This window comes from Variovorax sp. GW821-FHT10D07 (assembly GCF_059415325.1).
The window spans coordinates 14,800-41,654 of the sequence record NZ_JBWKMZ010000017.1 but is presented as its reverse complement, the minus strand read 5'-3'; the positions used below and the strand labels follow the sequence as shown (position 1 = coordinate 41,654).

Below are 26,855 nucleotides of genomic sequence, written 5' to 3'. Positions count from 1 at the left end.
CCCGCAGGGCCCGCCATGTTCTACGCCATCCCGCTCGAGAACCGCCCGAGCTGGCGCAACCCGCCGTGGATGACGGTGCTGCTGATCCTCGTGAACATGCTGGTGTTCTGGGGCCCGCAGCGCAGCGAGGAGAACGCGCAGGAACGCGCCGCGCGCTACTACGCGAAGAGCGCGTTGCCGGCGCTCGAGCTACCGGCCTTCGTCGACTGGCTCGAGCGCACGCAGTCGCCGCGTGCCGAGGCCGCGCGGCAGCTGCTCAAGCTCAAGCGCACCGACGAGCTGCTCGAGGGCCTGCAGCACGAGCGCGTCTTCCTGCGCCAGCTGCGCGCCGACGAGGTGATCACGCCCGCGCATCCGCGCTTCGACGAGTGGAAGCGCGAGCGCCAGCAGTTCGATGCCCAGTGGCCCGCGCCCTTCACCGAGCGCTGGGCGCAGGACTATGCGAAGGACGCCGAGTTCAAGCCCTGGACCTGGATCACTGCCGCCTTCCTGCACGGCAGCACCGGCCACCTGCTGGGCAACATGCTGTTCCTGTTCCTGTTCGGCTTCTCGGTCGAACTGGCGCTCGGGCGCACCACCTTCCTGAGCTTCTACCTCCTCGGCGCCGTCGGTGCCTCGGCGCTGGCCGACTGGGCCTATGCGGGCAAGGGCAGCTACGGGCTCGGCGCCTCGGGCGCGGTGTCGGCGCTGATGGGCATGTATGCCGTGATGTACCGGCTGCGGCGCATCCGCTTCTTCTACCAGCTGTTCTTCTACTTCAACTACGTCACGGCGCCGGCCCTGCTGCTGCTGCCGGCCTGGATCGCCAACGAGCTGCTGCAGCACCTGGTGGGCGGCCAGGGCATCGCCTACATGGCGCACCTGGGCGGGCTGTTGAGCGGCGCGGCGCTGATGGCCTGCGCCACGACGCTGAAGCGCGTGAAGGCGCCCGAGACGCTGGCGGCCGAGCGCGCGAGCGCGCGCGACCACGACGGCGGCGACGGCGAGTTCCAGCGCCGCGTCGCCAACGCGCGGCGGCTGGGCGCGGCGATGAAGTTCGAGTCGGCCAGCAGCGAGTGGCGCGCCGCCGCCGCGCTGCGCCCGAACGACGCCGACACCTTGCGCGCCTGGTTCAACACCGCGCGGCTGCAACCGGCCGGCGACGACTTCCATGCCGCGGCGCGGCGCATCTTCCGCCTGAGTGCCACCGACCCTGACACGCTGGCGCTGCAGCACGCGAGCTTCACCACCTACCTCGACCAGGCGAAGCCCGGCGTGCGCCTCAAGCCCGACGACCTGGCACGGCTGGCGCGCCGCTTCGTGCGCATCCGCCAGTTCGAGGACGCGCGCCGGCTCTGCACCATCCTCTTGAAGACCGCGCCCGACCATCCCGAGCTGGCCGACACGCTGTCGGTGTGCGCCAACGGGCTGCTGCATGCGGGCGAGCGCGACAAGGCGGTGGGCCTTTTGCCGCACCTGCTGCGGCTCGCGCCCGACGACATGGTCACGCGCGCGCTGCAGCGCGCCTGAGCGTTCCGCGGTTTCCGGCCGCCGGTCGGAGACCCACACAGTTCGCAAGGACTTGCTCGGCAAACGCTAGCGATACTTAACTTTGCATTCCAGCCAAGCGGCTGTCACACGACTTTGTCATGGTTGGCATCGCACTTGCAGGGCTTTCTCTCTGTAAAGCTCGCTCCGGGTCTCCTCCTGCATTGAACTCGGGAGCGCCCGTTCGCTCCATTTGGGGCCCTCGTCACTTCCCCCTGCCCATGCCCGCTCACACACGCCGTCCCTTCCCGCTGCTCATGACCGCCCTCGCGCTGGCCGCCGCCATCACGCTCGCCGGCTGCTCGCGCAACGAGGCCGCCACGCCCAAGGCAGGGGCCGCCGCGCCGGAACGGGAAGTCGGCACCGTCACGCTCAAGCACGAGACGCTGGCGCTGAGCACCGAGCTGCCGGGCCGCACCGCGGCACCGGTCATCGCCGAGATCCGGCCGCAGGTCGGCGGCATCCTCAAGGAGCGGCTGTTCACCGAAGGCTCGCAGGTCAAGGCCGGCCAGGTGCTCTACCAGCTCGACCCGGCCTCGCTGCAGGCGGCCCATGCCAGCGCGCAGGCCAGCGTGCGCAAGGCCGAGTCGGCGCTCGCCACCTCGCGCACCGTGGCGCGCCGCAATGCCGAGCTGGTGAAGATCGACGCCATCAGCCGCCAGGTGTTCGACGAGACGCAGGCCGCCGAGCAGCAGGCCGAGGCCGACCTCGGCGTGGCGCGCGCGGCCGAGCAGACCGCGCGCATCCAGCTCGGCTACACCCGCATCACCTCCCCGATCAGCGGCTGGGCCGAGCTCTCGAGCGTCACGCCGGGCGCGCTGGTCACGGCCAACCAGGCCACCGCGATGACCACGGTGCAGCAGCTCGACCCGATCCACGTGCACGTCACCCAGTCGAGCAGCGAGCTGCTGCGCCTGAAGCGCGAACTCGCCAGCGGCCGGCTGCAGCGCGCCAGCGATGCCGAGGCGCGCATCCAGCTGGTGCTCGAGGACGGCAGCAAGTACCCGCACCCCGGTCGGCTGACCTTCAGCGGCGTCACCGTCGATGCCGGCACCGGCAGCGTGACCCTGCGCGCGGTGGTGCCCAACCCCGACCGGCTGCTGATGCCCGGCATGTACGTGCGCGCGGTGCTGCAGGAGGGCGTGAACGCCGCCGCGCTGCTGGTGCCGCAGCAGGCCGTGACGCGCGCGCCCGACGGCAGCGCCTCGGCACTGGTGATCGATGCCGAGAACAAGGTCGCGAAGCGCCCGATCCAGGTCGGCCGCGCGATCGGCACGCGCTGGCAGGTGCTCGACGGCCTCGCCCCGGGCGACCGCGTGATGACCGAGGGCTCGCAGCGCGTGAAGGTCGGCGACAAGGTCAAGGTGGTCGACCTGGGCGCGCGCGCCGCGGCCGGCCCGGTGGCCGCCGTCGCGCCCGACGCGGCCGATGCCGCCACCGATCCCGTGGCGCGCTGAGATCGGGCCATGGCGCAGTTCTTCATCGACCGACCCATCTTCGCGTGGGTGCTCTCCATCGTCGTCATGCTCGCGGGCCTGATGGCGATCCGCACGCTGCCGCTCGAGCAGTACCCCGACATCGCGCCGCCGCGCGTGTCGATCAACGCCACCTACACCGGCGCCTCGGCCAAGACGGTCGAGGACTCGGTCACGCAGGTGATCGAGCAGCAGCTCAAGGGGCTGGACAACCTGCTCTACATGCAGTCGACCAGCAACTCCTCGGGCGTGGCCCGGCTGTCGCTGACCTTCAACCCCGGCACCAGCATCGACGTGGCGCAGATGCAGGTGCAGAACAAGCTGCAGCAGGCCATGTCGCGGCTGCCGCAGCAGGTGCAGAGCCGCGGCGTCACCGTCACCAAGGGCGGCAACGACTTCCTGATGATCGTCTCGATGTTCTCGGCCGACGGCAGCGCCTCGGCCGTGGACGTGGGCGACTACATCAGCAGCAACCTGGTCGACGTGATCAGCCGCATCGACGGCGTGGGCGAGGTCCAGACCCTGGGCACCGGCTACGCCATGCGGCTGTGGCTCGACCCCGACAAGCTGCGCAAGTACGCGCTGATGCCCTCGGACGTGAACGCCGCCATCACGGCGCAGAACGCGCAGGTGTCGGCCGGCCAGCTCGGCGCGCTGCCGGCGGCCGCGCAGCAGCAGCTCAACGCCACCATCACGGCGCGCAGCAAGCTGCAGACCGCGGAGCAGTTCGAGAACGTGGTGCTGCGCGTGACGCCCGACGGCGCGGTGGTGCGGCTGAAGGACGTGGCGCGCGTCGAGCTGGGCGCCGAGAACCTCACGGTGCGCTCGCAGCTCGACGGCCGGCCCGGCGCCGGCCTCGGCGTGGTGCTGGCCGACGGCGCCAACGCGGTGCAGGTGGCCGAGGCGGTGAATGCCAAGGTCGAGGAGCTCAAGCCGCTGTTTCCGAACCAGTTGCAGACCTTCGTGAGCTACGACACCACGCCCTTCGTCAGCGCCTCGATCGACGAGGTGGTGAAGGCGCTGCTCGAGGCCATGCTGCTGGTGGTGCTGGTGATGTATGTGTTCCTGCAGAACTTCCGCGCCACGCTGATCCCCGCGATCGCCGTGCCGGTGGTGCTGCTGGGCACCTTCGGCGTGCTGTCGATGGCCGGCTACTCGATCAACACGCTCACCATGTTCGGCATGGTGCTGGCGATCGGCCTGCTGGTGGACGACGCCATCGTGGTGGTCGAGAACGTCGAGCGCGTGATGCACGAGGAAGGGCTCTCGCCCAAGGAGGCCACGCGCAAGTCGATGGCCGAGATCACGCCCGCGCTGGTGGGCATCGCGCTGGTGCTGTCGGCGGTGTTCGTGCCGATGGCCTTCTTCGGCGGCTCCACCGGCGTGATCTACCGCCAGTTCTCGATCACCATCGTCTCGGCGATGGCGCTGTCGGTGTTCGTGGCGCTCACGCTCACGCCCGCGCTGTGCGCCACGCTGCTCAAGCCGGTGGCCAAGGGCGGCCATGCGGCACCGCGCGCCGGCCTGCTGGGCCGGGTCGACCGCTTCTTCGCGGCCTTCAACCGCGGCTTCGACCGCAATGCCGCGCGCTACGAGGGCGTGGTCGGCGGCATCGTGCGGCGCGGCAAGCGCAGCATCGTGGTCTACCTGCTGATCGCGGGCGTGATGGCGCTGCTCTTCATGCGCCTGCCCACCTCCTTCCTGCCCGACGAGGACCAGGCCTTCCTGCAGGTGCAGGTGACCCTGCCGCCGGGCGCCTCGAACGCGCGGCTGCAGCCCGTGACCGAGCAGGTGCAGCAGTACTTCGCCAAGCAGCCCGAGGTGCTGAGCGTGAACATCCTCACCGGCCAGAACGGCGACCAGAGCTCGGCGCGCGCCTTCGTCAAGCTCAAGGACTGGGACGAGCGCACCGGCAAGGGCCAGTCGGCCGCCGAACTCGCGCGGCGCGCCAACAAGGACCTGTCGACGGTGCGCGACGCGCGCGTCTTCGTGCTGCTGCCGCCGGCCGTGCGCGGCCTGGGCGCTAACGCCGGCTTCAACTTCCATCTGAAGGACATCAATGGCCTGGGCCACGACGCGCTGGTGAAGGCGCGCGACCAGGCCATCGACCTGCTGAGCCGCCGGCCCGAGGTGATGAACGTGCGCAGCAACAACCTCGACGACACGCCCGAGTTCGCGGTCGACATCGACGACGCGCGCGCCGGCGCGCTGAGCCTGGCCACCGCCGACATCGACAGCACGCTGTCGAGCGCCATGGGCGGCACCTACATCAACGACTTCCTCGACAAGGGCCGCGTGAAGCGCGTCTACATGCAGGGCGACACCGACTTCCGCATGCTGCCCTCGGACATCGACCGCTGGAGCGTGCGCAATAGCCTGGGCCAGATGGTCTCGTTCCCGGCCTTCTCGAGCTCGCGCTGGAGCTACGGCTCGCCGCAGCTGCAGCGCTACAACGGCAGCCCGAGCTACGAGTTCGTGGGCGACGCCGCGCCGGGCGTGAGCTCGGGCGACGCGATGGCCGCGGTCGAGGAGGTGATGAAGCAGATGCCGCCGGGCATCGGCTACGAATGGACCGGCGCCTCGTTCCAGGAACGGCTGTCGGGCGCGCAGGCGCCGCTGCTCTACGCGATCTCGATCCTGTTCGTGTTCCTGTGCCTCGCCGCGCTCTACGAGAGCTGGTCGGTGCCGTTCTCGGTGATCCTGGTGGTGCCGCTGGGCATCGTGGGCGCGCTGCTGTTCACCAGCCTGCGCGGCCTGAGCAACGACGTGTACTTCCAGGTCGGCCTGCTGACCACCGTGGGGCTGTCGTCGAAGAACGCGATCCTGATCGTGGAGTTCGCCAAGCAGCTGCAGGAACAGGGCAGGAGCGTGCTCGACGCCACGCTGCAGGCGGTGCGCCTGCGGCTGCGCCCGATTCTGATGACCTCGCTGGCCTTCGGCTTCGGCGTGCTGCCGCTGGCCATCGGCACCGGCGCCGGCGCGGGTGGCCGCCAGTCGATCGGCACCGCGGTGCTCGGCGGCATGGTGGTCGGCACCGCGCTCGGCATCTTCTTCGTGCCGCTGTTCTTCGCGCTGATCCGCGGCTGGCTCGCGGGGCGGCGCAAGGCGGCGCCGAAGGACGAGCCCCTCGCACCCGCGCAGACCGCCGAGCAAGGAGGCCACTGATGCAACGCGCCCTCCCCTTGCGTTCGCTGACGCTCGTCGCCGCCGCCGTGCTCGCGGGCTGCGTCAACCTCGCGCCCGACTACCAAGCGCCCGCGCTGCCGGTGCCGCAGACCCTGCCCTCGGCCAACGTCGAAGCCGGCACGCCGCTCGATGCGGGCTGGCGCGACTTCTTCGTCGAGCCGAAGCTGCGCGGCACCATCGAGCTCGCGCTCGCCAACAACCGCGACCTGCGCGTGGCCGCGCTCAACATCGAGCGCGCGCGCGCCCAGTACGGCATCGCGCGCGCCGGCCTCTTTCCCACCATCGACGCCGGCGCCGGCGGCAGCCGCTCGCGCACGCCGGGCAGCCTCTTGACCGGCGGCGAGCCGCGCTACGCCACGCAGTACAGCGCCGACCTCGGCCTCACGAGCTACGAGATCGACCTGTTCGGCCGCGTGCGCAATCTCAGCGAGGCGGCGCTGCAGAGCTTCTTCCAGACCGAGGCCACGCAGCGCGGCACGCAGATCAGCCTGGTGGCCTCGGTCGCCACCGCCTGGCTGCAGCTCGCGGCCGACGAGCAGCGGCTGCAGCTCGCGCGCCACACGCTCGAGAGCCAGCGCCGCTCCTTCGACCTGATCCAGCGCGGCCATGGCCTGGGCGCGCAGTCGGGCCTCGCGCTCGCGCAGGCGCAGAGCACGGTCGATGCGGCGCGCGCCGACGCGGCCGCCTTCGACAGCCAGGTCGAGCAGGACCGCAATGCGCTCGCGCTGCTGGTCGGCGCCACGCCGCCGGCCGAGCTGCTGCCCACGCCGGCCGCGACCGACCCGGGCACCGCCACGGCGAGCGCCGCCACCGCCGAACCCGCGCCCGCCGCGCGGCTGCTGGTGCCGCCGGCCGGCCTGCCCTCGAGCGTGCTGCAGCAGCGGCCCGACGTGCTCGCGGCCGAGCATGCGCTGCGCGCGAGCAACGCCGACATCGGCGCCGCGCGCGCCGCCTTCTTCCCGCGCATCGCGCTCACCGCCTCGGCGGGCACGGCCAGCAGCACGCTGTCGGGCCTGTTCGCCAGCGGCAGCAGCGCCTGGAGCTTCGCGCCCTCGATCAGCGTGCCGATCTTCGACGGCGGCGCCAACCGCGCCAACCTGCGCGTGGCCGAGGCGCAGCAGAAGATCCAGCTCGCGAGCTACGAGAAGACGGTGCAGACCGCGTTCCGCGAAGTGGCCGATGCGCTGGCCGAGCGCCGCACGCTGGCCGAGCGGCTGGACGCGCAGCGCTCGCTGCTCGACGCCACCTCGCGCAGCTTCTCGCTGTCGCAGTCGCTGTTCCGCAGCGGCGCCAGCAGCTACCTCGACGTGCTCGACGCGCAGCGCGCCTACTACGCCGCGCAGCAGACGCTGATCGGCCTGCAGCTGACCGAGCAGACCAACCGGCTCACGATCTACAAGGTGCTGGGCGGGGGCTGGAAGGAGAGCTGAGGCGCCTCAGGCCGAAGCCGCCACGCCCGGCGCCGGCCGCAGCAGCCAGCGCACTTCCTTCGTCTGCTCGCTGTCCGGATAGCGGTTCTCGAGCGTGGTCAGGATCGGCTGCGCCATGTCCGAGCGGCCCAGCCCCTGCACCAGCACGCGCGCGGCCAGCTCGTAGGCCTGCGGGATCGCGGCATGGCCGCGGAAGCGCCGGTCGAAGCCCGACAGCAGCGCCAGGGTGCCGTGGGCATCGCCGCCGCGCCATTCGGCGCGCGCCATCGCGATCACCATCGCGGCGTCCTCGAGCGCGAAGGCCTTGTCCTTCTCGCGGCAGGTCTTGAACACCTTGAGCGCCTCGGACGCGAGGTCGCGCCGCATCAGCAGCGGGATGAAGCGGCGCGCCTGGTCGAGCATCGTGTCCTTCTTGTCGGGCACGAGCGCCAGCACGCGGTGGTAGCGGCGCTGCGCCGCGAGGTCGTCCGAAGGCGCGGTGCGCTGCGCCTCGTAGGCGAGGCCGAGCGCGGCCGCGAGGTCGCCGTCGGTGATGCACTGCGCGACCTCGGCGTCGAGGCGCTGCGCCGCGATCTGCTCGGGCGTGCGGCGGTCCACCGGCGCGCCGTCGTCCACGCCGCCGCCGGGCAGCAGGTCGATGCCCAGCGCCGCATGGTGCTGGTACATCACGTAGCCCAGCAGGCTGGCCATCACCCAGCCGAAATAGATGAAGGCGAAGTTGATGATCGGCAGCGCGATGCGCCCGTTCATCACCGGCAGCAGCATGGCGATCGCGATCTGCGCGCCGGTGCTCAGCAGGAACAGGAAGAAGCACAGCAGCGCATAAGGCCAGCCGATGATGCGCATCGTCTCCCACACGTAGCCGGGGTTCATCGCCTGGAAGAAGCTGCACGACTGCACCAGCACGATCACCGCGGCCGGGAAGGTAAAGGACATGACGAACACGCCGACCGTGGCGAGCATCGGGTCGAGCTTGGCCAGCGCGCCGATCGCGATGCCCTGCACCAGCGAGATCGCGAACAGCTTCCACGGCAGGTTGACCCATTCGTCGTCGAGCGTGCGCGGGAAGTCGGCCGAGCGCCAGATGCCGCGCGAGCCCAGCGCCACCACCTTGAAGCCGTAGCGGCTCGCGGCCAGCACGATGCCCAGCTCGATCAGCAGGATCGCCAGCACGTCGGGCAGGAAGAAGACCGCCTCGAACAGCAGGCTGCACAGCGCGAGCGCCAGCCCGTACATCAGCGGGCGCATCTGGAACGGGAAGGCGAAGAAGCTGTTGAGGCGGTGCCAGAACGGCGGCGGCGCGGGCCGGTCGTCGTCCTCGCGGATGCGGTCACGGGTGCTCATGGCACGGCCCTCACTTCTTGAAGAAATCGCTCTGCCGCATCGCGCCGGCGCCCTGCATGCGCACCAGCGTGCTCTGGTCGGAACGCACCAGCCGCACCTGGCCGAGCTCGCGCTCGATGCGCTGCTCGAAGCTGGAGGCGAACTGCATCGCCTGCTCGCCCATCTTGAGCCGGCTGGTGCCCTTGACGATGGCGCTCTTGCGGTCGGAGGCGAGCTCGACCGAATCGAGGTGGTAGTCGTACTCGATGGTCAGGATGCCGCCCATGGCCTCGCCGATCGCCTCGAAGGTCTTGAAGCTGTCGCGCGCGGCATCGCAGGCCTGGGCGCGGTTCAGGGTGCTGTCCTGCGACTGGCCGAGCACGGTGGTGCGGTCCTGCACCACGGCCCGGCTGCTGAGCTGCTTGCACAGCCGCTCGGGATCGCGCGAGAGGATGGCGTGCGCCTCCTGCTCGTAGTACTGGCGGACCAGCGGTTCATCGAGCTTGCGACCGCCGATGAAGTAATACCACGCGCCCACGCAGAGCGCGATCACGATCGCGATGTTCCTCATGCTCCGCCCCGCGCGCCGCAGCGCCCCGCTCCTGTTATGTGCGGGGCAGTATACGTTCACAAATGTTTCAAACGACCCACCCAAAAGGGGGGCCGCGCGGAGGCAGGAGGCAACGGAAAACCGGGGTCGCGGCCCCGGTCTTCAAGGCGCGCGAGAGCTCAGCCCGCGCGGTAGAAGATGTAGTCGGCCTGGTACTTCACGACCTGCTTCTGGCCCATGTTCGAGGCACCGCAGGCCGCGCCCGGCGCCACGCCGCCCTGGGTCGCCACGCGCTGGATGTAGCTCACGTTCTGCATGGCACCGGCGCCCGTGGCGGGGTTGGCCTTCACGAGCTGGTGCGGGATGTTGCCGGTGCCGTTCGGAGCGACCGCGACCTGCGTGGCCGTGACCTTCGAGCCGTCGGCGCTTTCCCAGGTGGCGGGCGGGCCGTAGTACTTGCCGACCTGCTTGCCGGCGCGGTCCCACAGCTTCGCATCGGGGCCGACGAAGAACCACTCGTACTGGCCGGCGGCGTTGGCCTTGACGCGGCATTCGTAGGTGATGTCGCCGGTGCCCACGGTTTCCATGGCCACCGTGTGGCCGGCCGGCACCTTCACCGCGTCGGGCAGGGAGGCCTGCGAGAACGTCGCGGCGGGCTTGGCGCCCATGCCGGAGCAGGCGGCGAGCCCAACCACGGCCAGCGCGGCGGCCAGGGCGTTCAGGGTGCGGATGTGCATGATCGTTTCCTTTTTCAGATCGGCTTCGGGAGAGGTGAAAGAAGAAGCGGTCCGTTGTTGTCGTGAGTTTCGACGGCCTCTTGTGCCTGTACGCGCGCGGTGGGCCGATGGATTCAGCCGGCGCCAGAAACCGGTTGAATCCGGCGCCGCGGCGCGGGCGTATTCCAGGGATGGAAAGCGATGCCCCACAATCCGCGCATGACCGCACCCAGCCCCGACGCCGAGCTGATGGCGCTGATCGACCGGATCGGCCATCGCGACGAAGCCGCCCTGCGCATCCTGTACGACCGGACCGCCCCCAAGCTCATGGGCCTCGCGATGCGCGTGGTACGCCAGCGCGAATGGGCCGAGGACGTGCTGCAGGAGAGCTTTCTCACCGTCTGGCGCGTGGCCGGCGATTACCGCGCCAGCCTGAGCCCGCCGCTGGCCTGGCTCGGCCTGATCGTGCGCAGCCGCGCGCTCGACCTGCTGCGCCGCCGCACCGCCGACCGGGCCCAGCTCACGCAGGAATTCGACGAGCTGCTGGCCGACACCCTCGAATCCGATGCACCGAACCCGGCCGACACGGCCGATGCCAGCGAGCAGGCCTGGGCGCTGCACCAGTGCCTGAGCCAGCTCGAGGGCCGGCAGCGCGAGGTGGTCAGCCTGGCCTACCTGCGCGAGCTCAGCCATGGCGAACTGGCCGACCAGCTCAAGCTGCCGCTGGGCACGGTCAAGACCTGGATCCGGCGCGGCCTGGAGAAACTGCGCGTCTGCATGGGACGCTTCGCGTAGGCGCAGAGAAAGTAGCCCCGCCATGAAACTCACCGCCCATCCCGAACTGCTGGAGCTGCTGGCCGCGAGCCACGCGCTCGGCACCCTGCGCGGCGGCGCGCGCCGCCGCTTCGAGACCCTCGCGCGCGAACAGGCGCCGGTGCGCGCCGCCGCGCTGGTCTGGCAGGGCCGCCTGGCCAGCATGACCGAGCTGCAGAGCCCGGTCGTGCCCGATCCGGCCGTGTGGACCCGCATCCGCAACATGATCGACGCCGAGCAGGCCCAGCTCGCGCTGGCCCGCCAGCGCGAAGCGGCCAGCGCCGCCCAGCAGCGCAAGCCCGCGGGCGGGTGGCTCGGCAGCCTCGCGCTGTGGCGCGGCGCGACCGCGGCCGGCGCGCTGGCCACGGTGCTCGCGGTCACGGTCGGCCTGAACCTGCGCGACCAGCTGCTGAATGCACCCGCGGTGCAGTACGTGGCGGTGCTGTCCGACGACAAGGACGCGGCCTCGATGCTCGTGACCTTCGATCCGAAGAAGCGCCAGCTGGTGCTGCAGCGCGTGGGCGGCTTCAGCGAAGGCGCCGACAAGTCGCTGCAGCTGTGGGCCCTGCCGCCGGGCGGCGCGCCGCGCTCGCTGGGCGTGCTCGACCGCGCGCCGGGCCTGCGGCTGCCGGCCAGCGAAGCCGATGTGCGCGCGGTGCCCACGCTCGCGATCAGCCTCGAGCCGAAGGGCGGCGTGCCGAGCGAAGGCGGGCCGACCGGCCCGGTGCTCTTCAAGGGCGCGCTGATCGAGAAGACAATCTGAGGCCTGGCGGGCGCCGCGCGCGGCGCCCGTTCCTTGCCCAGCTTCGGCTTTTCCGATGGTCCGCCTGCCCGCTTTTCCTTCCCGCCCCATGTTCTCGATGAAGACCGCGCTCGCCGCGCTGGCCCTGCTGGCGGCCTCGCTCGCCGCCCAGGCCCAGGTACCCGTCACCGCCCCGGCACCCGCCGCCAGCTTCGACCCGGTCGTCTCCTCGGCCGACTACCTCGCCGCGCGCGTGCGCTGGCACCGCGAGCTCGAGGCCTTCGCGCGCGCCGACCAGGACGGCCTGCCGCCGCCCGGCGGCGTGGTGTTCGTGGGCAGCTCCACGGTGCGCATGTGGACCCGCCTCTCGCAGGACTTCGCCGGCGTGCCGGGCATCGTCAACCGCGGCTTCGGCGGCTCCACCCTGGCCGACTGCAGCCTGTTCGCGCACGACCTGGTGGTGCGCTACCGGCCGCGCCAGGTGATCGTCTACGCGGGCGACAACGACCTCGCCGAGGGCCGCACGCCGCTGCAGGTGCTCGATGCCTTCGTGCGCTTCGCCAACGCGGTGCGCAACGAGCTGCCCGATGCGCGCATCAGCTTCGTCTCGGTCAAGCCCAGCCCCTCGCGCGAGCACCTGATGCCGCTGATCCGCGAGACCAACCACATGGTCTCGGCCTACCTCAACCGGCTGCCCAACAGCGAGTACATCGACATCTTCACGCCGATGCTCGGTGCCGACGGCAAGCCGCGCCCCGAGCTGTTCCGCGGCGACCGGCTGCACATGACCGACGAGGGCTACCGGCTGTGGCAGTCGGTGATCGCCTCGCACCTCGTGCCGGCGCACTGAAGCCGCCGAAACCCGGCCGGGCCATTTCGAATTCTTTCGACTCCATTTCTCGCCCTTCCCTGCCTCGGCACGGCCTTGTCCTACAGCGCGACTGAGGGAAACGGTCTTCGAAGTTTCATGACGGCTCGGTAGAAAGGGGGCCTGTTCCACGCCTGCCGCGCCGGTGCGCGGCCGTGGCGGCGGCGACGACTTCAGGGAGATCGAATCCATGCCGAGCGCATCGCGAGCCACGCGCGTCCTGCGAGTCACCTCGAGCGCCATGCCGCAATGGGGCAACGCGCCGGCGCTCGAGCCGGTGGCCATCGAGGGCAGCGAGGGACTGAGCCAGCTCTACGCCTACACGCTCACGCTGACCACGCCCGAGCAGCCGGGCTTCAACGAGCGCCAGGCCGCCAACGTCGCGATCAAGCAGCTGGTGGGCGAGCCGCTCGCGGTGCACATCCTGCTCGACGGCCGGCCCGGCGCGGGCGGTGGCGAGCGCCACATCGCGGGCCTGGTCACGCGCGTGCGCTTCCTGCGGCTGGAGAACCGCCGCGCGCTTTACGAGGCGGTGATCGAGCCCTGGCTCACGCTCGCCACGCGCAGCAGCGACTACCGCATCTTCCAGCACAAGACCGTGCTCGACATCGTGCGCGAGGTGCTCTCGCCCTACGGCTTGCCGCTCGACATCCGCAGCTCGCAGAGCTATCCGCCGCGCGACTTCCAGGTGCAGTACGGCGAGACCGACTTCGACTTCGTCGCGCGGCTGCTGCACGAGTGGGGCCTGTACTTCTGGTTCGAGCATGCGCAGGACAAGCACACGCTGGTGATCGTCGACGAGATGGGCGCGCACCAGCCGTTCGCGAACGCGGCCTACGAGAAGATCCCGTTCCACGCCGCCGAGGACACGGTGCGCGAGGAGCATTGCGACAGCTTCTGCGCCTTCGAGGCGCTGCAGAGCGGGCGCTGGGTGACCGACGACTTCGACTTCGAGCGGCCCAAGGCGCGGCTGCAGCAGGTCAGCGCGATGCCGCGCAAGACCGCGCAGAACGAGCGCGAGCGCTACGCCTGGCCCGGCGACTACACGGCCGAGTCCGAGGGCGAGCAGCTGGTGCGCCGGCGCATGGAGGAGACCGGCAGCCGCGGCGAACGCGCGAGCGGCTCGGGCAATCTGCGCGCCGTGGTGCCGGGCTGCACCTTCACGCTCGAGCGCCATCCGCAGAACGAGGCCAACCGCGCCTACCTCGTCACCGCCGCGCGGCTGCGCCTGCAGGAGCCCGGCGAGGCCTCGGGGCAGGAGCAGTTCGAGTGCCGCGTCGACTTCGAGGTGATCCCCACCAGCAAGGTCTACCGCGCCGACGCGCCCACCGTGCCGCGCCCGCGCACCACGGGCCCGCAGACCGCCATCGTCACCGGACCGGCCGGGCGCGAGCTCTGGACCGACCAGTACGGCCGCGTGAAGCTGAGCTTCCACTGGAACCGCTACTGCCCGAAGGACGAGAACAGCTCGTGCTGGGTCCGCGTCTCCTCGCCCTGGGCCGGCACCAACTTCGGCGGCATCCAGATCCCGCGCATCGGCCAGGAGGTGATCGTCGATTTCGAGAACGGCGACCCCGACCGGCCGATCGTCACCGGCCGCGTCTACAACGCTGACAACATGCCGCCGTGGGACCTGCCGGCCAACGCCACGCAGAGCGGCCTGCTGTCGCGCAGTTCCGAGGGCGCGACCGATGCCAATGCCAACGCCTTCCGCTTCGAGGACAAGAAGGGCGCCGAGCAGGTGTGGCTGCATGCCGAGCGCAACCAGGACATCGAGGTCGAGAACGACGAGACGCACTGGGTCGGCCATGACCGCGCCAAGACCATCGACCACGACGAGACCGTGCAGGTGGGCCACGACCGCACCGAGAACGTCGGCCACGACGAGACCATCACCATCGGCAACAACCGCGTCGAGACGATCAAGGCCAACGAGCTGCTGACGGTGCTGCAGAACATGAACCGCTTCGTCGCGCTGACCTCCTCCGAGGAGGTCGGCATCGCCAAGACCTCGCTGGTCGGCCTGACGCAGACGGTGGCGGTCGGCAAGAGCAAGACCGAGACCATCGGCGAGGACTTTTCGCTCGACGTGGGCGAGACACTGGTGATCACCGTCGGCAAGAGCCGGCTCGAGATGACCAAGGACGGCCAGGTGACCCTGACCGGCACGCGCTTCGACTTCCGCGCCGCGGGGCCGGTGCGCATCAACGGCCACGTCATCGACCTCTGCTGAGCATGGCGCTCGACCCCAAGGCCGGTGCCTCGCTTGCCAAGCCCGCCGGGCTCGATGGCCTCGGGGCCGCGCTGCCCTCGGGCGCGACGGGGCGTATCGCGCGCGTCGCGGTGATCGTGGGCAAGCCCCGGCCGCAGACGCCGGCCAGCGATCCGCCGCCCGAGGCGGGCCGCGACGTCGGCCAGGCGCTGGTGGTGTGCACCTCGCCCGACGTCTGCAAGACGCCGATCGGCTCGTCCACGCCGCCCATCCCCTACCAGATCACCGGCCGGCTCGGTGACGACGCCAACGCCTCGCGCAACGTCTTCCTCACTTCGCTCAAGGCCTTCAAGTTCGACAGCCAGGTCACGCACGTCACGGGCGACGAGCCGGGCGCGGCCAAGGGCATCAGTTCGGGCACGGTGGGCGACATCGCCGAGCCCAAGACCGCCTCGACGGTGGTGCGGGTCAACGGCCAGTGGCTGGTGCGCGATGGCGACAGCTTCTGGATGAACAAGCGCAACACCGGCGGCGAGCTGATCTACAAGAAGGACCGCGGCAAGCGCTGGCCGCCCGAGGACCGGCCGGCGATCGACGACAGCGAGGCCGAGGCCCTGCTGGCCAAGGCGCAGGCCGATGGCGCCGAGATCGCCTACTACGGCAGCGACGACGAGAAGACCGGCAAGGCGAAGATCGCCAGCGCCGCCAACCTGTCGGGCTACAGCTCGCTGCTGCGCGCCTCGCTGGGCGAGCAGCCGGTGCAGCTGGCCTTCCTCGACACCGGCAAGACGCCGACCGTCACCGACATGCCCAAGTGGCGCCCGCCGGCGACCATGCCGCGCCCCCGGCTGCCCAAGCCCACGGGCGGCGGCAAGGGCAACCTGATCGCGGTCATCGTGCTGGTGGTGATGCCGATCGGCGACCACTACGCGGCCATTTACGAGGCGAAGAAGGCGCTGACCGGCATCACGCCGCAGACCCCGCGCGAACAGTCGCTCTACGACCAGGCGGTGGACCAGCTCGCCGCCTACAAGCAGCACTACGCCAGCAGCAACTTCCTCGAGTCGCTGCTGCCGTGGGAATCGAAGGGCTTCCATGCCTACGACGCCAAGGTGCGCGATTCGCTCGAGCAGCAGATCGCCGAGGAACGCGCCCGCGCCAAGGAGACCACCACCGCTCCCGCGCCGGCTACCGACACCAGCGGCGGCGGCGGCAAGGACGGCACCCGCATCACCGGCGACAAGGACGACTGCGAGCCCGAGCCCTACGACGAGAACAAGTGCGGCGACGGCGAGGCCGCGCACCACGTCGTGCCCGACTTCATCCTGCGCGTGGGCACCCGCCTCGACCCGGGCGTGCGCATGCCCGGCGCGCCCTCGCTCGACAAGGGGCCATCGATCTGCCTGAACAAGGACGACCATGCCGAAGTCCATCGGAAGATCTCCGAAGGCATGCGCGCGAAAATAGGCAGCAACGGCACGGTCACGCTGAAGGATGTCCTGGACATCTCGATCGACGCGCTGGACGAGGTCAAGCCCGATTGCAAGCGGCAGTTCGAGCAGCCGATCCGGGACGCCTTCAAGACCATCCCCGACGAAATGCTCGGACGGGGCCTGACGAAGACCTCCGCCGAACTGCGCGAACTGCTGCAGAACGCGTGGCGCGTGGAATGACGACGAGAAAGCACCGAGCACGACGATGACGCCCCTGACCCAACCCGACCGGATACGGCTGCAGATCGAGGCCGCGGCGCCGCGCGGACGCGACGACCTCTTCCTGGCCTGCTCCAACGCCGACGCGCGCTTCGAGGGCTTTGCGCGCCTGTGCCAGTACCGCGCGGGCCACGATCCGCTCTGGCGCTCCACCGACCTGCCGGCCACGGTCGTCGACGGCCTCTTCTTCTCGCCCTCGCCCGGCGACCCCGGCGCGGCCGCGGCCTTCGTCTTCCTCACCGAGGAAGGCGACGTGATGCAGCTGCCGCCCGGCGGCGAGGCCATGACCGAGCGCATCGAAGGCGCCGGCCTGTGGAGCGACGACTCCGAAGGCTGGGGCAGCATGATCGCGCTGGCCCAGATCGGCGGGCGGCTCCATGCCTGCGGCGGCGGCGGCCAGATCTATCGCCGGACGAAGCCGGGGGCCTGGGAACACATGGACACCGGGCTGCTGCGCGAGAAGGGCGAGAAGAAGAGCATCAGCTTCAAGACGATCGCCGGCGCGAACGAACGAGAGGTCTACGCGGGCGGCTGGTTCCAGAACGTGAACGACGGCGTGCTGTACTGCGGCGACGGCCGGCGCCCGTGGAAAGCCGTCGCCAGCGGCATGCCGGCCATCTCGCGCATCCATGTCGAGCGCGAGGACTCGGTCTGGGCCTGCGGCCGCGGCGGCACGCTGCTGCACGGCAACCATGTCGACGGCTTCCAGGACGTCTCGGCGCTCGACGACACGCGCGCCTATGTCGACGTGACGAGCTACGACGGCCAGATCTTCCTGGCCACCGAGACCGGCCTCTACCTGCATGCCAACGGCGCGACGCACCGCATCCGCACCCGGCTCGACCCCGAGTACGAGGACGGCCACCTGCTGCGCGTGGTCGACGGCGTGCTCTGGTCGATCGGCTATGCCGACATCGCGCGCTTCGACGGCACGGCCTGGGAGCGCATCCCCTTCCCCGGCAATCCGCCGATCCGCTGAGGCGCCATGGCCATGGCCTTGTGGAAGCGCGAGATCGACTGGATGGACGAGGCCGCGCAGCGCATCGGCTGCTGCGGCATCGCCGAGTGGCTGGCCGGCTTCGCGGCCTGGGCGCAGCTCGCGCCCACCGGATGCCCGCCGGCCGGGCTCGCGGCCCGGGCCGACTACGCGAGCGCGTCGAACGGCTTGCGGGTGGCGCTGGTCCATCCCTTCGCCGATCGCGTCGCCCAGGCCGACCCGCAGGCCTGGGTGCTCTACGACCTGCAGCTCGATGCCGCCGCGCTGCCGCTGCCCTTCGGCCTCGACGCGCGCGGCGAAACGCCGCAGGGCGCGCGCCGCAAGCTCTCGGCCGACACCGCCTTCGGCCGCCCGATCGACCTGCGCGACGGCAACCACCGCATCGTCCACTACCTGCCCGACGGCCGCGTGGTGGGCGTGATCTTCAAGCCGGCGATGGTCGGCATCGAGGGGCTGCACCTGCAGCGCCTCGGGGCCATGCCGGACTTCCGCACGCTGGCGACGCCGGGCGCCACGCCATGAGCGATCCGCACGCCGCCTTCCTGCCGGCCCGGCCCGCGCCCACCGCGGACGGCATCGACGACAGCCAGGGCCCGGCCCTGCGCATCGACACCCGCGGCACGCATTGCCCGCAGCCCATGCTGCGGCTGCGCAAGGCGATCGCGCGCAGCGCGCCGGGCCAGCTGCTGGTGCTCGCGGTCGACGATCCCGTGGCCTTCGAGAGCCTGGCCGACGCGCTGCCCGCGCTGCCGGTCCAGCTGCTGGGCAGCCAGCGCGACGGCGCCTGCCGCATCTACACGCTGCTGCGACGCTGAGCATGGCGCCCGACCTCGACAACCACACGCCCTTTTCCGCGCTCGCCTTCTCCCAGTTCCACCGCGACGGCACCGACATGGCCGTGCTCGCGGTGCGCGGCAGCTTCCACCTGGTGCCGGGCCAGCCGCTCGCGCTGGCGCCGCGCCAGGCCGCGCTGGAACTGGCCGACCGCTACGACGGCGACCCGGCCGAGGGCCTGCTGATGCGCTGCTGCGACCTGGTGCCGCACAAGCCGGCGGCCGATCTCACGATCCTCGGCACGGGCTGGGCGCCGCGCGGCGAGGCGGCCGCGTCGTGGCTCGTGGGCGCGCGGCTGGGGCGGCTCGAGAAGCTGGTGCGCGTGCATGGGCCGAGGCGCTGGTGTCCCGTTCGGCGCGATCCGCCCGAGGACGACGAGAAGCGCGAAGCCGACTGGACGCTGTCGGCACCGCAGCCCGCGCGCGCCGTGCCGCTGGCCTGGCGCGAGGCCTTCGGCGGCCCGGTCCCCGGCAGCACGCCCCCGGACGTGCACCGCGCCAATCCGCTGGGCCGCGGCATCGTCGATGCCGCGCATTGCGACGCCGCGGCCGAGTGGCCCGCGCCCGCGATCGAGGATCCCGCCGACCCGATCGCCGACTGGCGCCGCCACGACCACGTGCCGCAGGGCTTCGCGCCGCTGCCGCCGGTGTGGCGCCCGCGCCAGCGGCATGCGGGCCGCTACGACGACGACTGGCTCGCGCGCAAGCATCCGCTGCTGCCCGACGACTTCGACTACCGCTTCTACCAATACGCCGCGCCGGGCCTGGTGCACGAGGCGCCGCTCGCGGGCGACGAGGAGCTGCAGCTGCTGCACATGCATCCCGACCATGCGCACGTGCAGGTCTGGCTGCCCGGCGTGCGGCTGAGCACGACCGTGCAGCGCGAGGACGGGAAGTCCGAGAGCGTGCCGCTGATGCTCGACGGCGTGCATGTCGACCTGCGCGGCGGCCTCGCGCAGGTGTTCCTGACCTGGCGCTGCTGGGTGCCCAAGCGCGAGGGCGTCGCCCACATGGCGCTGCACGCGGTGGCCCCCGACGTCCTGCTCGCCGCGGCGAGCCGGTCGGCCAGGCATGAACCGTTGACGGGGTACTAGGCTCGGGCGGGTTCCGTCGGCACCTCGTCGGCCGGCGGCGGCACGTCGGCGCCGCGCGAGACGCGCGCCACCAGGTACATGCCCGTGAACACCGCCGCCAGCAGCAGCGCGTCGCCCCACCAGGGCCGCGCGGTCTGGCTGTCGCCGTAGAAGGCCAGCACCAGCAAGACGGCCACCAGGTGGGCGCAGAACACCGGCAGCGAGGCCGAGCCCATGGCCTCGAGCCAGCCCAGGCGCGGCAGCTTGCGCATCAGCCAGGGACCGAAGCGCACCGCGAGGATGCCCAGCGCCACCAGGTTCACGAGCCGCAGCGGCCCGAGCAGCCACTTGTCGAACAGCAGGTTGCGCTCCACGTCGCCGCCGAACGGCGCCTGGCCGTTGATGCCGGTGTGGCGCCAGTAGAAGCAGTACAGCGCCACGCCCGCCGCCAGCACCAGCAGCCAGGCCGGAAAGCGCAGCGGCCGCATGCCCGGCGCATTGCGGCTGGCGCCGATGGCCAGCCCCGAGAACCAGAGGAACTGCCAGGCGTAGGTGTTGAAGGCGCCCATCTCGTGGTACGGCACCGGCAGGCCCAGGTGGCGCACCGCCAGCCCGTAGACCCATTCGCTGAAGCCGAACTGCGCCGCCGCCCACAGCGCCGCGCTCACCGCCATCACCGGCAGCCAGCCATGGCGCATCGCGAAGGCCAGCACCCAAGGGCTCATGAGCATGAAAAAGATGTACATCGGCAGGATGTCGAGCAGCGCCGGCTCGTACACCAGCAGCAGCCCGTAGAGGAAGCCGTCGCGCGGCGCCGCCAGGTAGTAGGAGACCAGGTTCTTCACCGCCGGCTGGTCGATGTGCAGGCCCACGCCGGTGATCACGGTGAACAGGAACAGCAGGGTGGCCGCATGGCAGAGGTAGACCTTGACCACGCGGCGCCAGAACGCGCTGCGCATCGACTCGACGCCGCGCACATGGCCGATGCGGCTGTAGACCAGTCCCGCGACGAAGGCCGACAGCAGCACGAAGCCCTCGGCCGCCGAGACGAAGCCGAAGGGCTGGCCCAGCGGGTCCGTCAGCCGTGTCGGCAGGTGGGTGACGGTCATCAGCACGAGCATCAGCCCGCGCAAGGCGTCGATTTCCCAGTAGCGTTTCATCGGTTGGCGGCGGTTTCCTGACTTCGTCCGCGCGACGCTCGCCCGGGGTGAGCGATTGTAAGAAGAAGGGGCGACTTCGCAGGCTTCGGGCCCCCGGCCTATGACGGACGGCACTGCCGTGGCGCCATGCAAATCGGCTACCCTCGTGCGCTGTCCTCAGGAGGAGTTAGTTGTGAACAGTTCGATGAGTGCGCGATCCCTCTGGCTGGCCATCGGCGCGGCGGCACTGGCCGCCCCCGCGTTCGCGCTGCAGATCACCAGCCTCACGCCCCAGGGCGAGGTCTCGCGCGTGCGGCAGGTGGTCGCCAAGTTCGACCAGGCCGCGGTCAACTTCGGCGATCCGAAGGCACCGGCCCCGCTGTCCGTGAGCTGCACCGACGCGCAGGCCGGCAAGGGCCAGGGCCGCTGGACCGACGCCAAGCAGTGGGTCTACGACTTCGAGAACGACCTGCCGCCCGGCGTGCGCTGCACGATCAGCCGCATCGCCTCGTTCAAGCCCGCCAGCGGCGAGCTGACCGGCCCCGAGCGCTACCAGTTCTCCACCGGCGGTCCCTTCATCCGCGACTTCGAGCCCGGCAGCTACGCCAAGATCGACGAACAACAGATGTTCATGCTCGAGCTCAACGGCCCGGCCACGCTCGACAGCGTGCGCGAGAACGTCTGGTGCGCGGCCGACGGCGTCGGCGAGCGCGTGCCCGTGAAGCTGATCGAAGGCGCCCAGCGCACCGAGCTGCTCAAGGCCCATGGCCGCGACAAGGCCGCCGCCAAGACGCCGCTGCGCTTCGTCACCCTGCAGTGCAACCGCACGCTGACGCCCGGCAGCAAGCTGCAGATCGTCTACGGCAAGGGCGTGGCCACGCCCTCGGGCATCGCCAACAGCGTCGAGCGCCGGCTGAGCTTCACGGTGCGCGAACCGTTCGCGGTCTCCTTCACCTGCGAGCGCGAGAACGCGCAGGCCGCCTGCCTGCCGCTGCGCCCGATGACGCTGCAGTTCAACGCGCCGGTCACGCGCAAGGTGGCCGCGGCGATCCAGCTCAAGGGCGGCGGCAAGACGCTTTCGCCCAAGTTCGACGACGAGGGCTCGGCCCAGAACGCCGACGACGTGGTGAGCTCGATCGAGTTCGCGCCGCCGCTGGCCGAGAGCACCTCCTTCAGCATCGAGCTGCCCTCGAAGTTCGAGGACGCCTCGGGCCGGCCGCTGGCCTCGCCCGACAGCTTCCCGCTGAAAGTAGCGACCGGCGCCATGCCGCCGCTGGCCAAGTTCGCGGCCTCGCCCTTCGGCGTGATCGAGCGCCTGGCCGAGCCCGACACCCCGGCCATGATGCCGGTGACGGTGCGCCGCGTGGAGCCGCAGCTGATGGTGCAGGCGCTCACGCCCGGCAAGGTCAGCGACATCAACCCGAAGACCGACGCCGAGATCATCGAGTGGCTGCGCAAGGTGCGCCGCTACGACAGCTACACGATCGCGCGCACCGAGGCGCGCAAGGACCTGCGCACGCCGCTGCCGCCGGTGCTCGACAGCAGCGACAAGAGCTACGTGCAGACCCGCACGCTGTCGCTGCTCTCGGGCCAGCCGGGCGTGAAGTCGCTCGACATGCCCAAGGCCGAGAGCGGCGACCCGCGCCCCTTCGAGGTCATCGGCATCCCGCTGACGCCGGGCTTCCACGTGCTGGAGATCGCCTCGCAGAAGCTCGGCGACGCGCTGCTCGACGAGCGCCTGGGCGCCAACCGCACGATGTACGTGCGCACCAGCGCGCTGGCCACCAACCTCGCGGTGCACTTCAAGCTGGGCCGCGAGAACTCGATGGCCTGGGTCACCACGCTCGACAAGGGCAAGGTGGTGGCGGGCGCTCAGGTGCGCGTGTCCGACTGCCGCGGCAAGGCCGTGGCCTCGGGCACCACCGGCGCCGACGGCACCGTGATGTTCGAGGGCGTGCCCTCGAAGGCGCCCAACTGCAACGGCGAGGACGAGTACGGCGAGGGCTTCTGGTTCGTCAGCGCGCGCGCCAAGGACGAGAAGGGCGTGGAAGACCTCGCCTTCACCCAGAGCGACTGGCAGCGCGGCATCGAGCCCTGGCGCTTCAACGTGCCCACCAGCCTGCAGCCCGAGCCCGACCGCATCGCCCATACCATCTTCGACCGCACGCTGCTGCGCGCCGGCGAGACGGTGTCGATGAAGAGCCTGATCCGCACCCAGACCCGCAAGGGTTTCGGCCTGCCCGACGGCACGCCCGACACGCTGGTCATCACCCACCAGGGCAGCGGCCAGCAGTTCACCCAGCCGCTGGCCTGGCGCAAGACCGCCACCGGCGGCCTGAGCGCCGAGAACAGCTTCGCCATTCCGGCCGCGGCCAAGCTCGGCGTGTACGAGGTGCAGCTGCGCAGCGGCGGCGCGAAGAAGAACAACGACGAGAGCGACGACGAGGAGGACGGCGGCGGACGCAGCTTCGCGACCGGCATCTTCCGCGTCGAGGAATTCCGCCTGCCGGTGCTCGAGGGCCGCATCGCGCCCAGCGACAAGAAGCCGCTGGTGGCGGCCACTGCCGTGCCCACCGACGTGCAGATCAACTACGTGGCCGGCGGCGGCGCGGCCAACCTGCCGGTGCGCGTGTCGGCCATGGTGCGCGGCAAGAGCCTGAGCTTCTCCGACTACGACGCCTTCAGCTTCAGCCCGCCGCGGCCGGTGGAGGCCGCGGGCCTGCAGGCGGCCACCGCGGCCGGCCCCGAGGCCACGGGCGGCGAGGAAGACCTCAACAGTGTCAGCGACACCCGCGTGATCGCCGACAAGCTGCCGCTCACGCTCAACAAGGACGGCGCCGGCAAGCTCACGATCGACAAGGTGCCCAAGGTCAAGGCCGCGCGCGAGCTGCTGCTGGAAGCCACCTACGCCGACCCGAACGGCGAGGTGCAGACCATCCGCAGCACGCAGACGCTGTGGCCCGCGGGCGTGATCGCCGGCATCAAGACCGAGGGCTGGGTCTCGACCGCGCAGAAGGTCAAGTTCCAGGCGCTCGCGCTCGACCTCGCGGGCAAGCCCCAGGCCGGCGTGACGCTCAACGTGCGCGCCGTGGCGCGCATCACCACCACCAGCCGCAAGCGCATGGTGGGCGGCTTCTACACCTACGACAACAAGACCGAGACCAAGGACATCGGCACCGTCTGCAGCGGCAAGAGCGACGCGCGCGGCCTGCTGCTGTGCGAGACCGAGCTCAAGGACGCCGGCGAGGTGGAGCTGGTCGCCAGCGCCACCGACAGCGAGGGCCGCGACGCCCGCGCCGCCAGCTCGGTCTACGTGACCAAGCAGGGCGAACTCTGGTTCGGCGGCGAGGACAACGACCGCATCGACGTGCTGCCCGAGAAGAAGAGCTACCAGCCCGGCGAGATCGCCAAGTTCCAGGTGCGCAGCCCGTTCCGCTTCGCGACCGCGCTGGTGTCGGTCGAGCGCGAGGGCGTGATCGAGACCCACGTGGTGCAGCTCAACGGCCAGGACCCGACGGTCACGCTGCAGGTCAAGCCCGAGTGGGGCCCGAACGCCTACGTGAGCGTGCTCGCGCTGCGCGGGCGCCTGCGCGAGGTGCCGTGGTACAGCTTCTTCAGCTGGGGCTGGAAGGCGCCGCGCGAATGGTGGACCGCCTTCTGGTACGAGGGCAAGGAGTACGTGGCGCCGACCGCCATGGTCGACCTCAGCAAGCCCGCCTACCGCCTCGGCATGGCCGAGATCCGCGTCGGCACGCGCGCCCACCAGCTCGACGTGACGGTGGCCAGCGACAAGCCCAGCTACCCGGTGCGCGGCAAGGCGCAGGTCACGATCACCGCCAAGCTGCCCGACGGCAAGCCGGCCGCCGGCGCCGAGGTGGCGCTGGCCGCGGTCGACCAGGCGCTGCTCGAGCTGATGCCCAACGACAGCTGGGACCTGCTCAACGCGATGCTGCAGCGGCGCAGCTGGGGTGTCAGCACCTCGACCGCGCAGATGGAGATCGTCGGCCGGCGCCACTACGGGCGCAAGGCCGTGCCCGCGGGCGGCGGCGGCGGCAAGGGCCAGACGCGCGAGCTGCTCGAGACCCTGCTGATCTGGAACCCGCGCGTGGTGCTCGATGCCAACGGCCAGGCCGTGGTGACGGTGCCGCTCAACGACGCGCTGACCACCTTCAAGATCGTGGCGGTGGCCGACTCGGGCACCGACCTGTTCGGCACCGGCCAGGCCAGCATCCAGGCCACGCAGGACCTGCAGATCATCAGCGGCCTGCCGCCGCTGGTGCGCGAGGACGACCAGTTCCGCGCCCAGATCACGCTGCGCAACACCACGCAGAAGGCGATGAAGGTGGAAGCCACGCCGCGCGCCACCCTGCTCACGCTGCAGCCGCAGACGGTGGACATCCCCGCCGGCGAGGCGCGCGAGGTGGCCTGGAACGTGACCGCGCCGGCGCAGCTCGCGCAGACGCGCGCCGAGGCGATCCTGTGGGAGATCGAGGCCAAGGACACGCTGGGCGGCGCGCGCGACGCGCTCAAGGTGCGCCAGCGCATCGTGCCCTCGGTGCCGCTCACGGTGCAGCAGGCCACGCTGGTGCAGGTCGACGGCCCGTTCACCATCGACGTGGCGCCACCGGCCGACGCCCTGCCCGGCCGCGGCGGCCTGAAGCTGTCGCTGCAGCCCAAGCTGGCCGAAGGCCTGCCGGGCGTGCGCGACTGGTTCGCCAACTACCCCTTCGTCTGCCTCGAGCAGAAGACCAGCAAGTCGGTCGGCCTGCGCGACGCGAAGATGTGGCAGGGCGTGCTCGCGCAACTGCCCACCTACCTCGACAGCGACGGCCTGGCGAGCTACTTCCCGCCGCGCGACGGCGAGGCCAACGGCGGCAGCGACATCCTGACCTCGTACCTGCTGGCGGCCACGAACGAAGCGGCTTCGCTCGACCCCGCCTTCGCGCTCGCCGACGACGTGCGCGCGCCGATGGAGGCCGGCCTGATCGCCTTCGTCGAAGGCCGCCTCACGCGCGACTTCTGGAGCCCGCGCAAGGACCTGGACGTGCGCAAGCTGGCCGCGCTCGAGGCGCTGTCGCGCTACGGCAAGGCCTCGGGCGCCATGCTCGGCAGCATCACCATCGCGCCGAACCAGTGGCCCACCAGCGCGGTGATCGACTGGCTCAACATCCTGAAGCGCGTGCAGGACGTGCCGCAGCGCCAGCAGCGCATGGACGAGGCCAACAACGTGCTCAAGGCGCGGCTGTCCTACCAGGGCACCAAGCTGATCTTCAGCACCGAGCGCGACGACTACTGGTGGTGGCTGATGACCAACGGCGACGTCAACACCGCGCGCCTGCTGCTGACGGTGATGGACGACCCGGCCTGGAAGGACGACATCGGCAAGCTCGCCAACGGCTTCATCGGCCGGCAGCAGAACGGCGCCTGGCACACCACCACCGCCAACCTCTGGGGCGGGCTGGCGCTCGAGAAGTTCAGCAAGGTGTTCGAGAGCACGCCGGTGGCCGGCATCACCGCCGCCACCCTGGGCGCGGCCAAGGCGCAGGTCGACTGGAGCAAGGTCGAGCGCGTGAAGGCCAGCGATCCGGGTGGCGCGCCGAACCAGACCACCTTCTTCGGCGCCCCGGCCTCGCCGGGCAACCTGCGCAACAACAGCATGTTCCTGCCGTGGGCGGCCTCGCCCGGCGGCGCGCCGGTGCGCGACACCCTGCTCGTGACCCAGCAGGGCACGGGCAAGCCCTGGCTCACGATGCAGTCGATCGCGGCGGTGCAGCTCAAGGCGCCGTTCGCGGCCGGCTATGCGATCAAGAAGACCGTGACGCCGGTCGAGCAGGCGGTGGCCGGCAAGTACACGCGCGGCGACGTGCTGCGCGTGAGCCTGGAGGTCAACGCCAGCGCCGACATGACCTGGGTCGTCATCAGCGACCCGGTGCCCGGCGGCGCCACCATCCTCGGCAGCGGCCTGGGCCGCGACTCGCAGATCGCCACCCAGGGCGAGAAGAAGTCGGGCGCCGGCTGGCCGGCCTTCGAGGAACGCAGCTTCGAGGCCTTCCGCAGCTACTACCAGTACCTGCCCAAGGGCGTGGTGAAGATGGAGTACACGGTGCGCCTGAACAACGTCGGCGACTTCGCGCTGCCGCCGAGCCGCGTCGAGGCGATGTACGCGCCCGAGATGTTCGGCGAGGTGCCGAACGAGCGCATCAAGGTCGAAGCGGCGCGCTGAAGCCGCCCGCGCGGATGACGGTTCGGCGCAACGCGC

18 protein-coding genes are annotated in these 26,855 nt (G+C 70.9%); 14 read left to right on the top strand and 4 right to left on the bottom strand.

The window, feature by feature from the left end:
- Positions 1-15: 15 nt before the first annotated feature.
- The 4 genes from AC07PU_RS35615 to AC07PU_RS35600 all read left to right on the top strand — a co-directional run bounded on the left by AC07PU_RS35615 (position 16) and on the right by AC07PU_RS35600 (position 7,618).
- Complete coding sequence (locus AC07PU_RS35615; RefSeq protein ID WP_495322842.1) at positions 16-1,509, top strand: rhomboid family intramembrane serine protease; 1,494 nt, start codon at positions 16-18, stop codon at positions 1,507-1,509.
- 239 nt (positions 1,510-1,748) lie between these two features.
- Positions 1,749-2,984, top strand: coding sequence for an efflux RND transporter periplasmic adaptor subunit (locus AC07PU_RS35610; protein ID WP_296780014.1), 1,236 nt, complete (start codon positions 1,749-1,751; stop codon positions 2,982-2,984).
- A gap of 9 nt (positions 2,985-2,993) precedes the next feature.
- Positions 2,994-6,167 (top strand): efflux RND transporter permease subunit, encoded by a 3,174-nt coding sequence (locus AC07PU_RS35605; RefSeq protein WP_495322841.1) that lies wholly within the window; start codon positions 2,994-2,996, stop codon positions 6,165-6,167.
- A complete protein-coding gene (locus AC07PU_RS35600; protein WP_495322840.1) occupies positions 6,167-7,618 on the top strand; it encodes an efflux transporter outer membrane subunit in 1,452 nt (483 codons plus the stop codon). Before AC07PU_RS35605 ends, AC07PU_RS35600 begins: the two co-directional genes overlap by 1 nt.
- Positions 7,619-7,624: 6 nt before the next feature.
- Here the strand turns inward: AC07PU_RS35600 and AC07PU_RS35595 are convergent, their stop codons facing one another.
- From AC07PU_RS35595 to AC07PU_RS35585, 3 genes are all read right to left on the bottom strand, one after another.
- Positions 7,625-8,962, bottom strand: coding sequence for a hypothetical protein (locus AC07PU_RS35595; protein ID WP_093348581.1), 1,338 nt, complete (start codon positions 8,960-8,962; stop codon positions 7,625-7,627).
- Positions 8,963-8,972: 10 nt separating this feature from the next.
- Positions 8,973-9,512, bottom strand: coding sequence for a hypothetical protein (locus AC07PU_RS35590; RefSeq protein ID WP_495322839.1), 540 nt, complete (start codon positions 9,510-9,512; stop codon positions 8,973-8,975).
- A gap of 158 nt (positions 9,513-9,670) precedes the next feature.
- A complete protein-coding gene (locus AC07PU_RS35585) occupies positions 9,671-10,228 on the bottom strand; it encodes a DUF3455 domain-containing protein (protein WP_093348576.1) in 558 nt (185 codons plus the stop codon).
- Between the two features lie 198 nt (positions 10,229-10,426).
- Between AC07PU_RS35585 and AC07PU_RS35580 the strand changes: the two genes are divergently transcribed.
- From AC07PU_RS35580 to AC07PU_RS35540, 9 genes are all read left to right on the top strand, one after another.
- On the top strand, positions 10,427-11,002 hold the full coding sequence (locus AC07PU_RS35580) for an RNA polymerase sigma factor (RefSeq protein ID WP_256222759.1): 576 nt from the start codon (positions 10,427-10,429) through the stop codon (positions 11,000-11,002).
- A 22-nt stretch (positions 11,003-11,024) separates the two neighbouring features.
- Entirely contained in the window at positions 11,025-11,783 is a 759-nt protein-coding gene (locus AC07PU_RS35575) for an anti-sigma factor (protein WP_296792684.1), read from the top strand.
- Positions 11,784-11,871: 88 nt separating this feature from the next.
- Complete coding sequence (locus AC07PU_RS35570) at positions 11,872-12,612, top strand: SGNH/GDSL hydrolase family protein (protein ID WP_495322838.1); 741 nt, start codon at positions 11,872-11,874, stop codon at positions 12,610-12,612.
- 208 nt (positions 12,613-12,820) lie between these two features.
- The gene (locus tag AC07PU_RS35565) at positions 12,821-14,863 is read left to right on the top strand and encodes a type VI secretion system Vgr family protein (RefSeq protein ID WP_495322837.1); all 2,043 of its coding nucleotides are present in this window, start codon (positions 12,821-12,823) and stop codon (positions 14,861-14,863) included.
- Positions 14,864-14,865: 2 nt separating this feature from the next.
- On the top strand, positions 14,866-16,515 hold the full coding sequence (locus AC07PU_RS35560; protein ID WP_495322836.1) for a DUF4150 domain-containing protein: 1,650 nt from the start codon (positions 14,866-14,868) through the stop codon (positions 16,513-16,515).
- Between the two features lie 25 nt (positions 16,516-16,540).
- Positions 16,541-17,533 (top strand): beta propeller repeat protein, encoded by a 993-nt coding sequence (locus AC07PU_RS35555; protein WP_495322835.1) that lies wholly within the window; start codon positions 16,541-16,543, stop codon positions 17,531-17,533.
- A 6-nt stretch (positions 17,534-17,539) separates the two neighbouring features.
- Positions 17,540-18,073, top strand: a complete 534-nt coding sequence (locus AC07PU_RS35550) for a hypothetical protein (RefSeq protein WP_495322834.1) — start codon at positions 17,540-17,542, stop codon at positions 18,071-18,073.
- Positions 18,070-18,366, top strand: a complete 297-nt coding sequence (locus AC07PU_RS35545) for a sulfurtransferase TusA family protein (protein ID WP_495322833.1) — start codon at positions 18,070-18,072, stop codon at positions 18,364-18,366. Before AC07PU_RS35550 ends, AC07PU_RS35545 begins: the two co-directional genes overlap by 4 nt.
- A 2-nt stretch (positions 18,367-18,368) precedes the next feature.
- Positions 18,369-19,478, top strand: a complete 1,110-nt coding sequence (locus AC07PU_RS35540) for a DUF2169 family type VI secretion system accessory protein (RefSeq protein WP_495322832.1) — start codon at positions 18,369-18,371, stop codon at positions 19,476-19,478.
- On the opposite strand, the gene opgC is transcribed toward AC07PU_RS35540, so the two are convergent.
- Entirely contained in the window at positions 19,475-20,617 is a 1,143-nt protein-coding gene (gene opgC / locus AC07PU_RS35535) for an OpgC domain-containing protein (RefSeq protein ID WP_431511908.1), read from the bottom strand. The two genes, AC07PU_RS35540 and opgC, sit on opposite strands and share 4 nt — an antisense overlap.
- 184 nt (positions 20,618-20,801) lie before the next feature.
- Here opgC and AC07PU_RS35530 point away from each other — a divergent pair, with 184 nt between their 5' ends.
- Positions 20,802-26,819, top strand: a complete 6,018-nt coding sequence (locus AC07PU_RS35530; RefSeq protein WP_495322831.1) for an alpha-2-macroglobulin family protein — start codon at positions 20,802-20,804, stop codon at positions 26,817-26,819.
- The last annotated feature ends 36 nt before the right edge of the window (positions 26,820-26,855 follow it).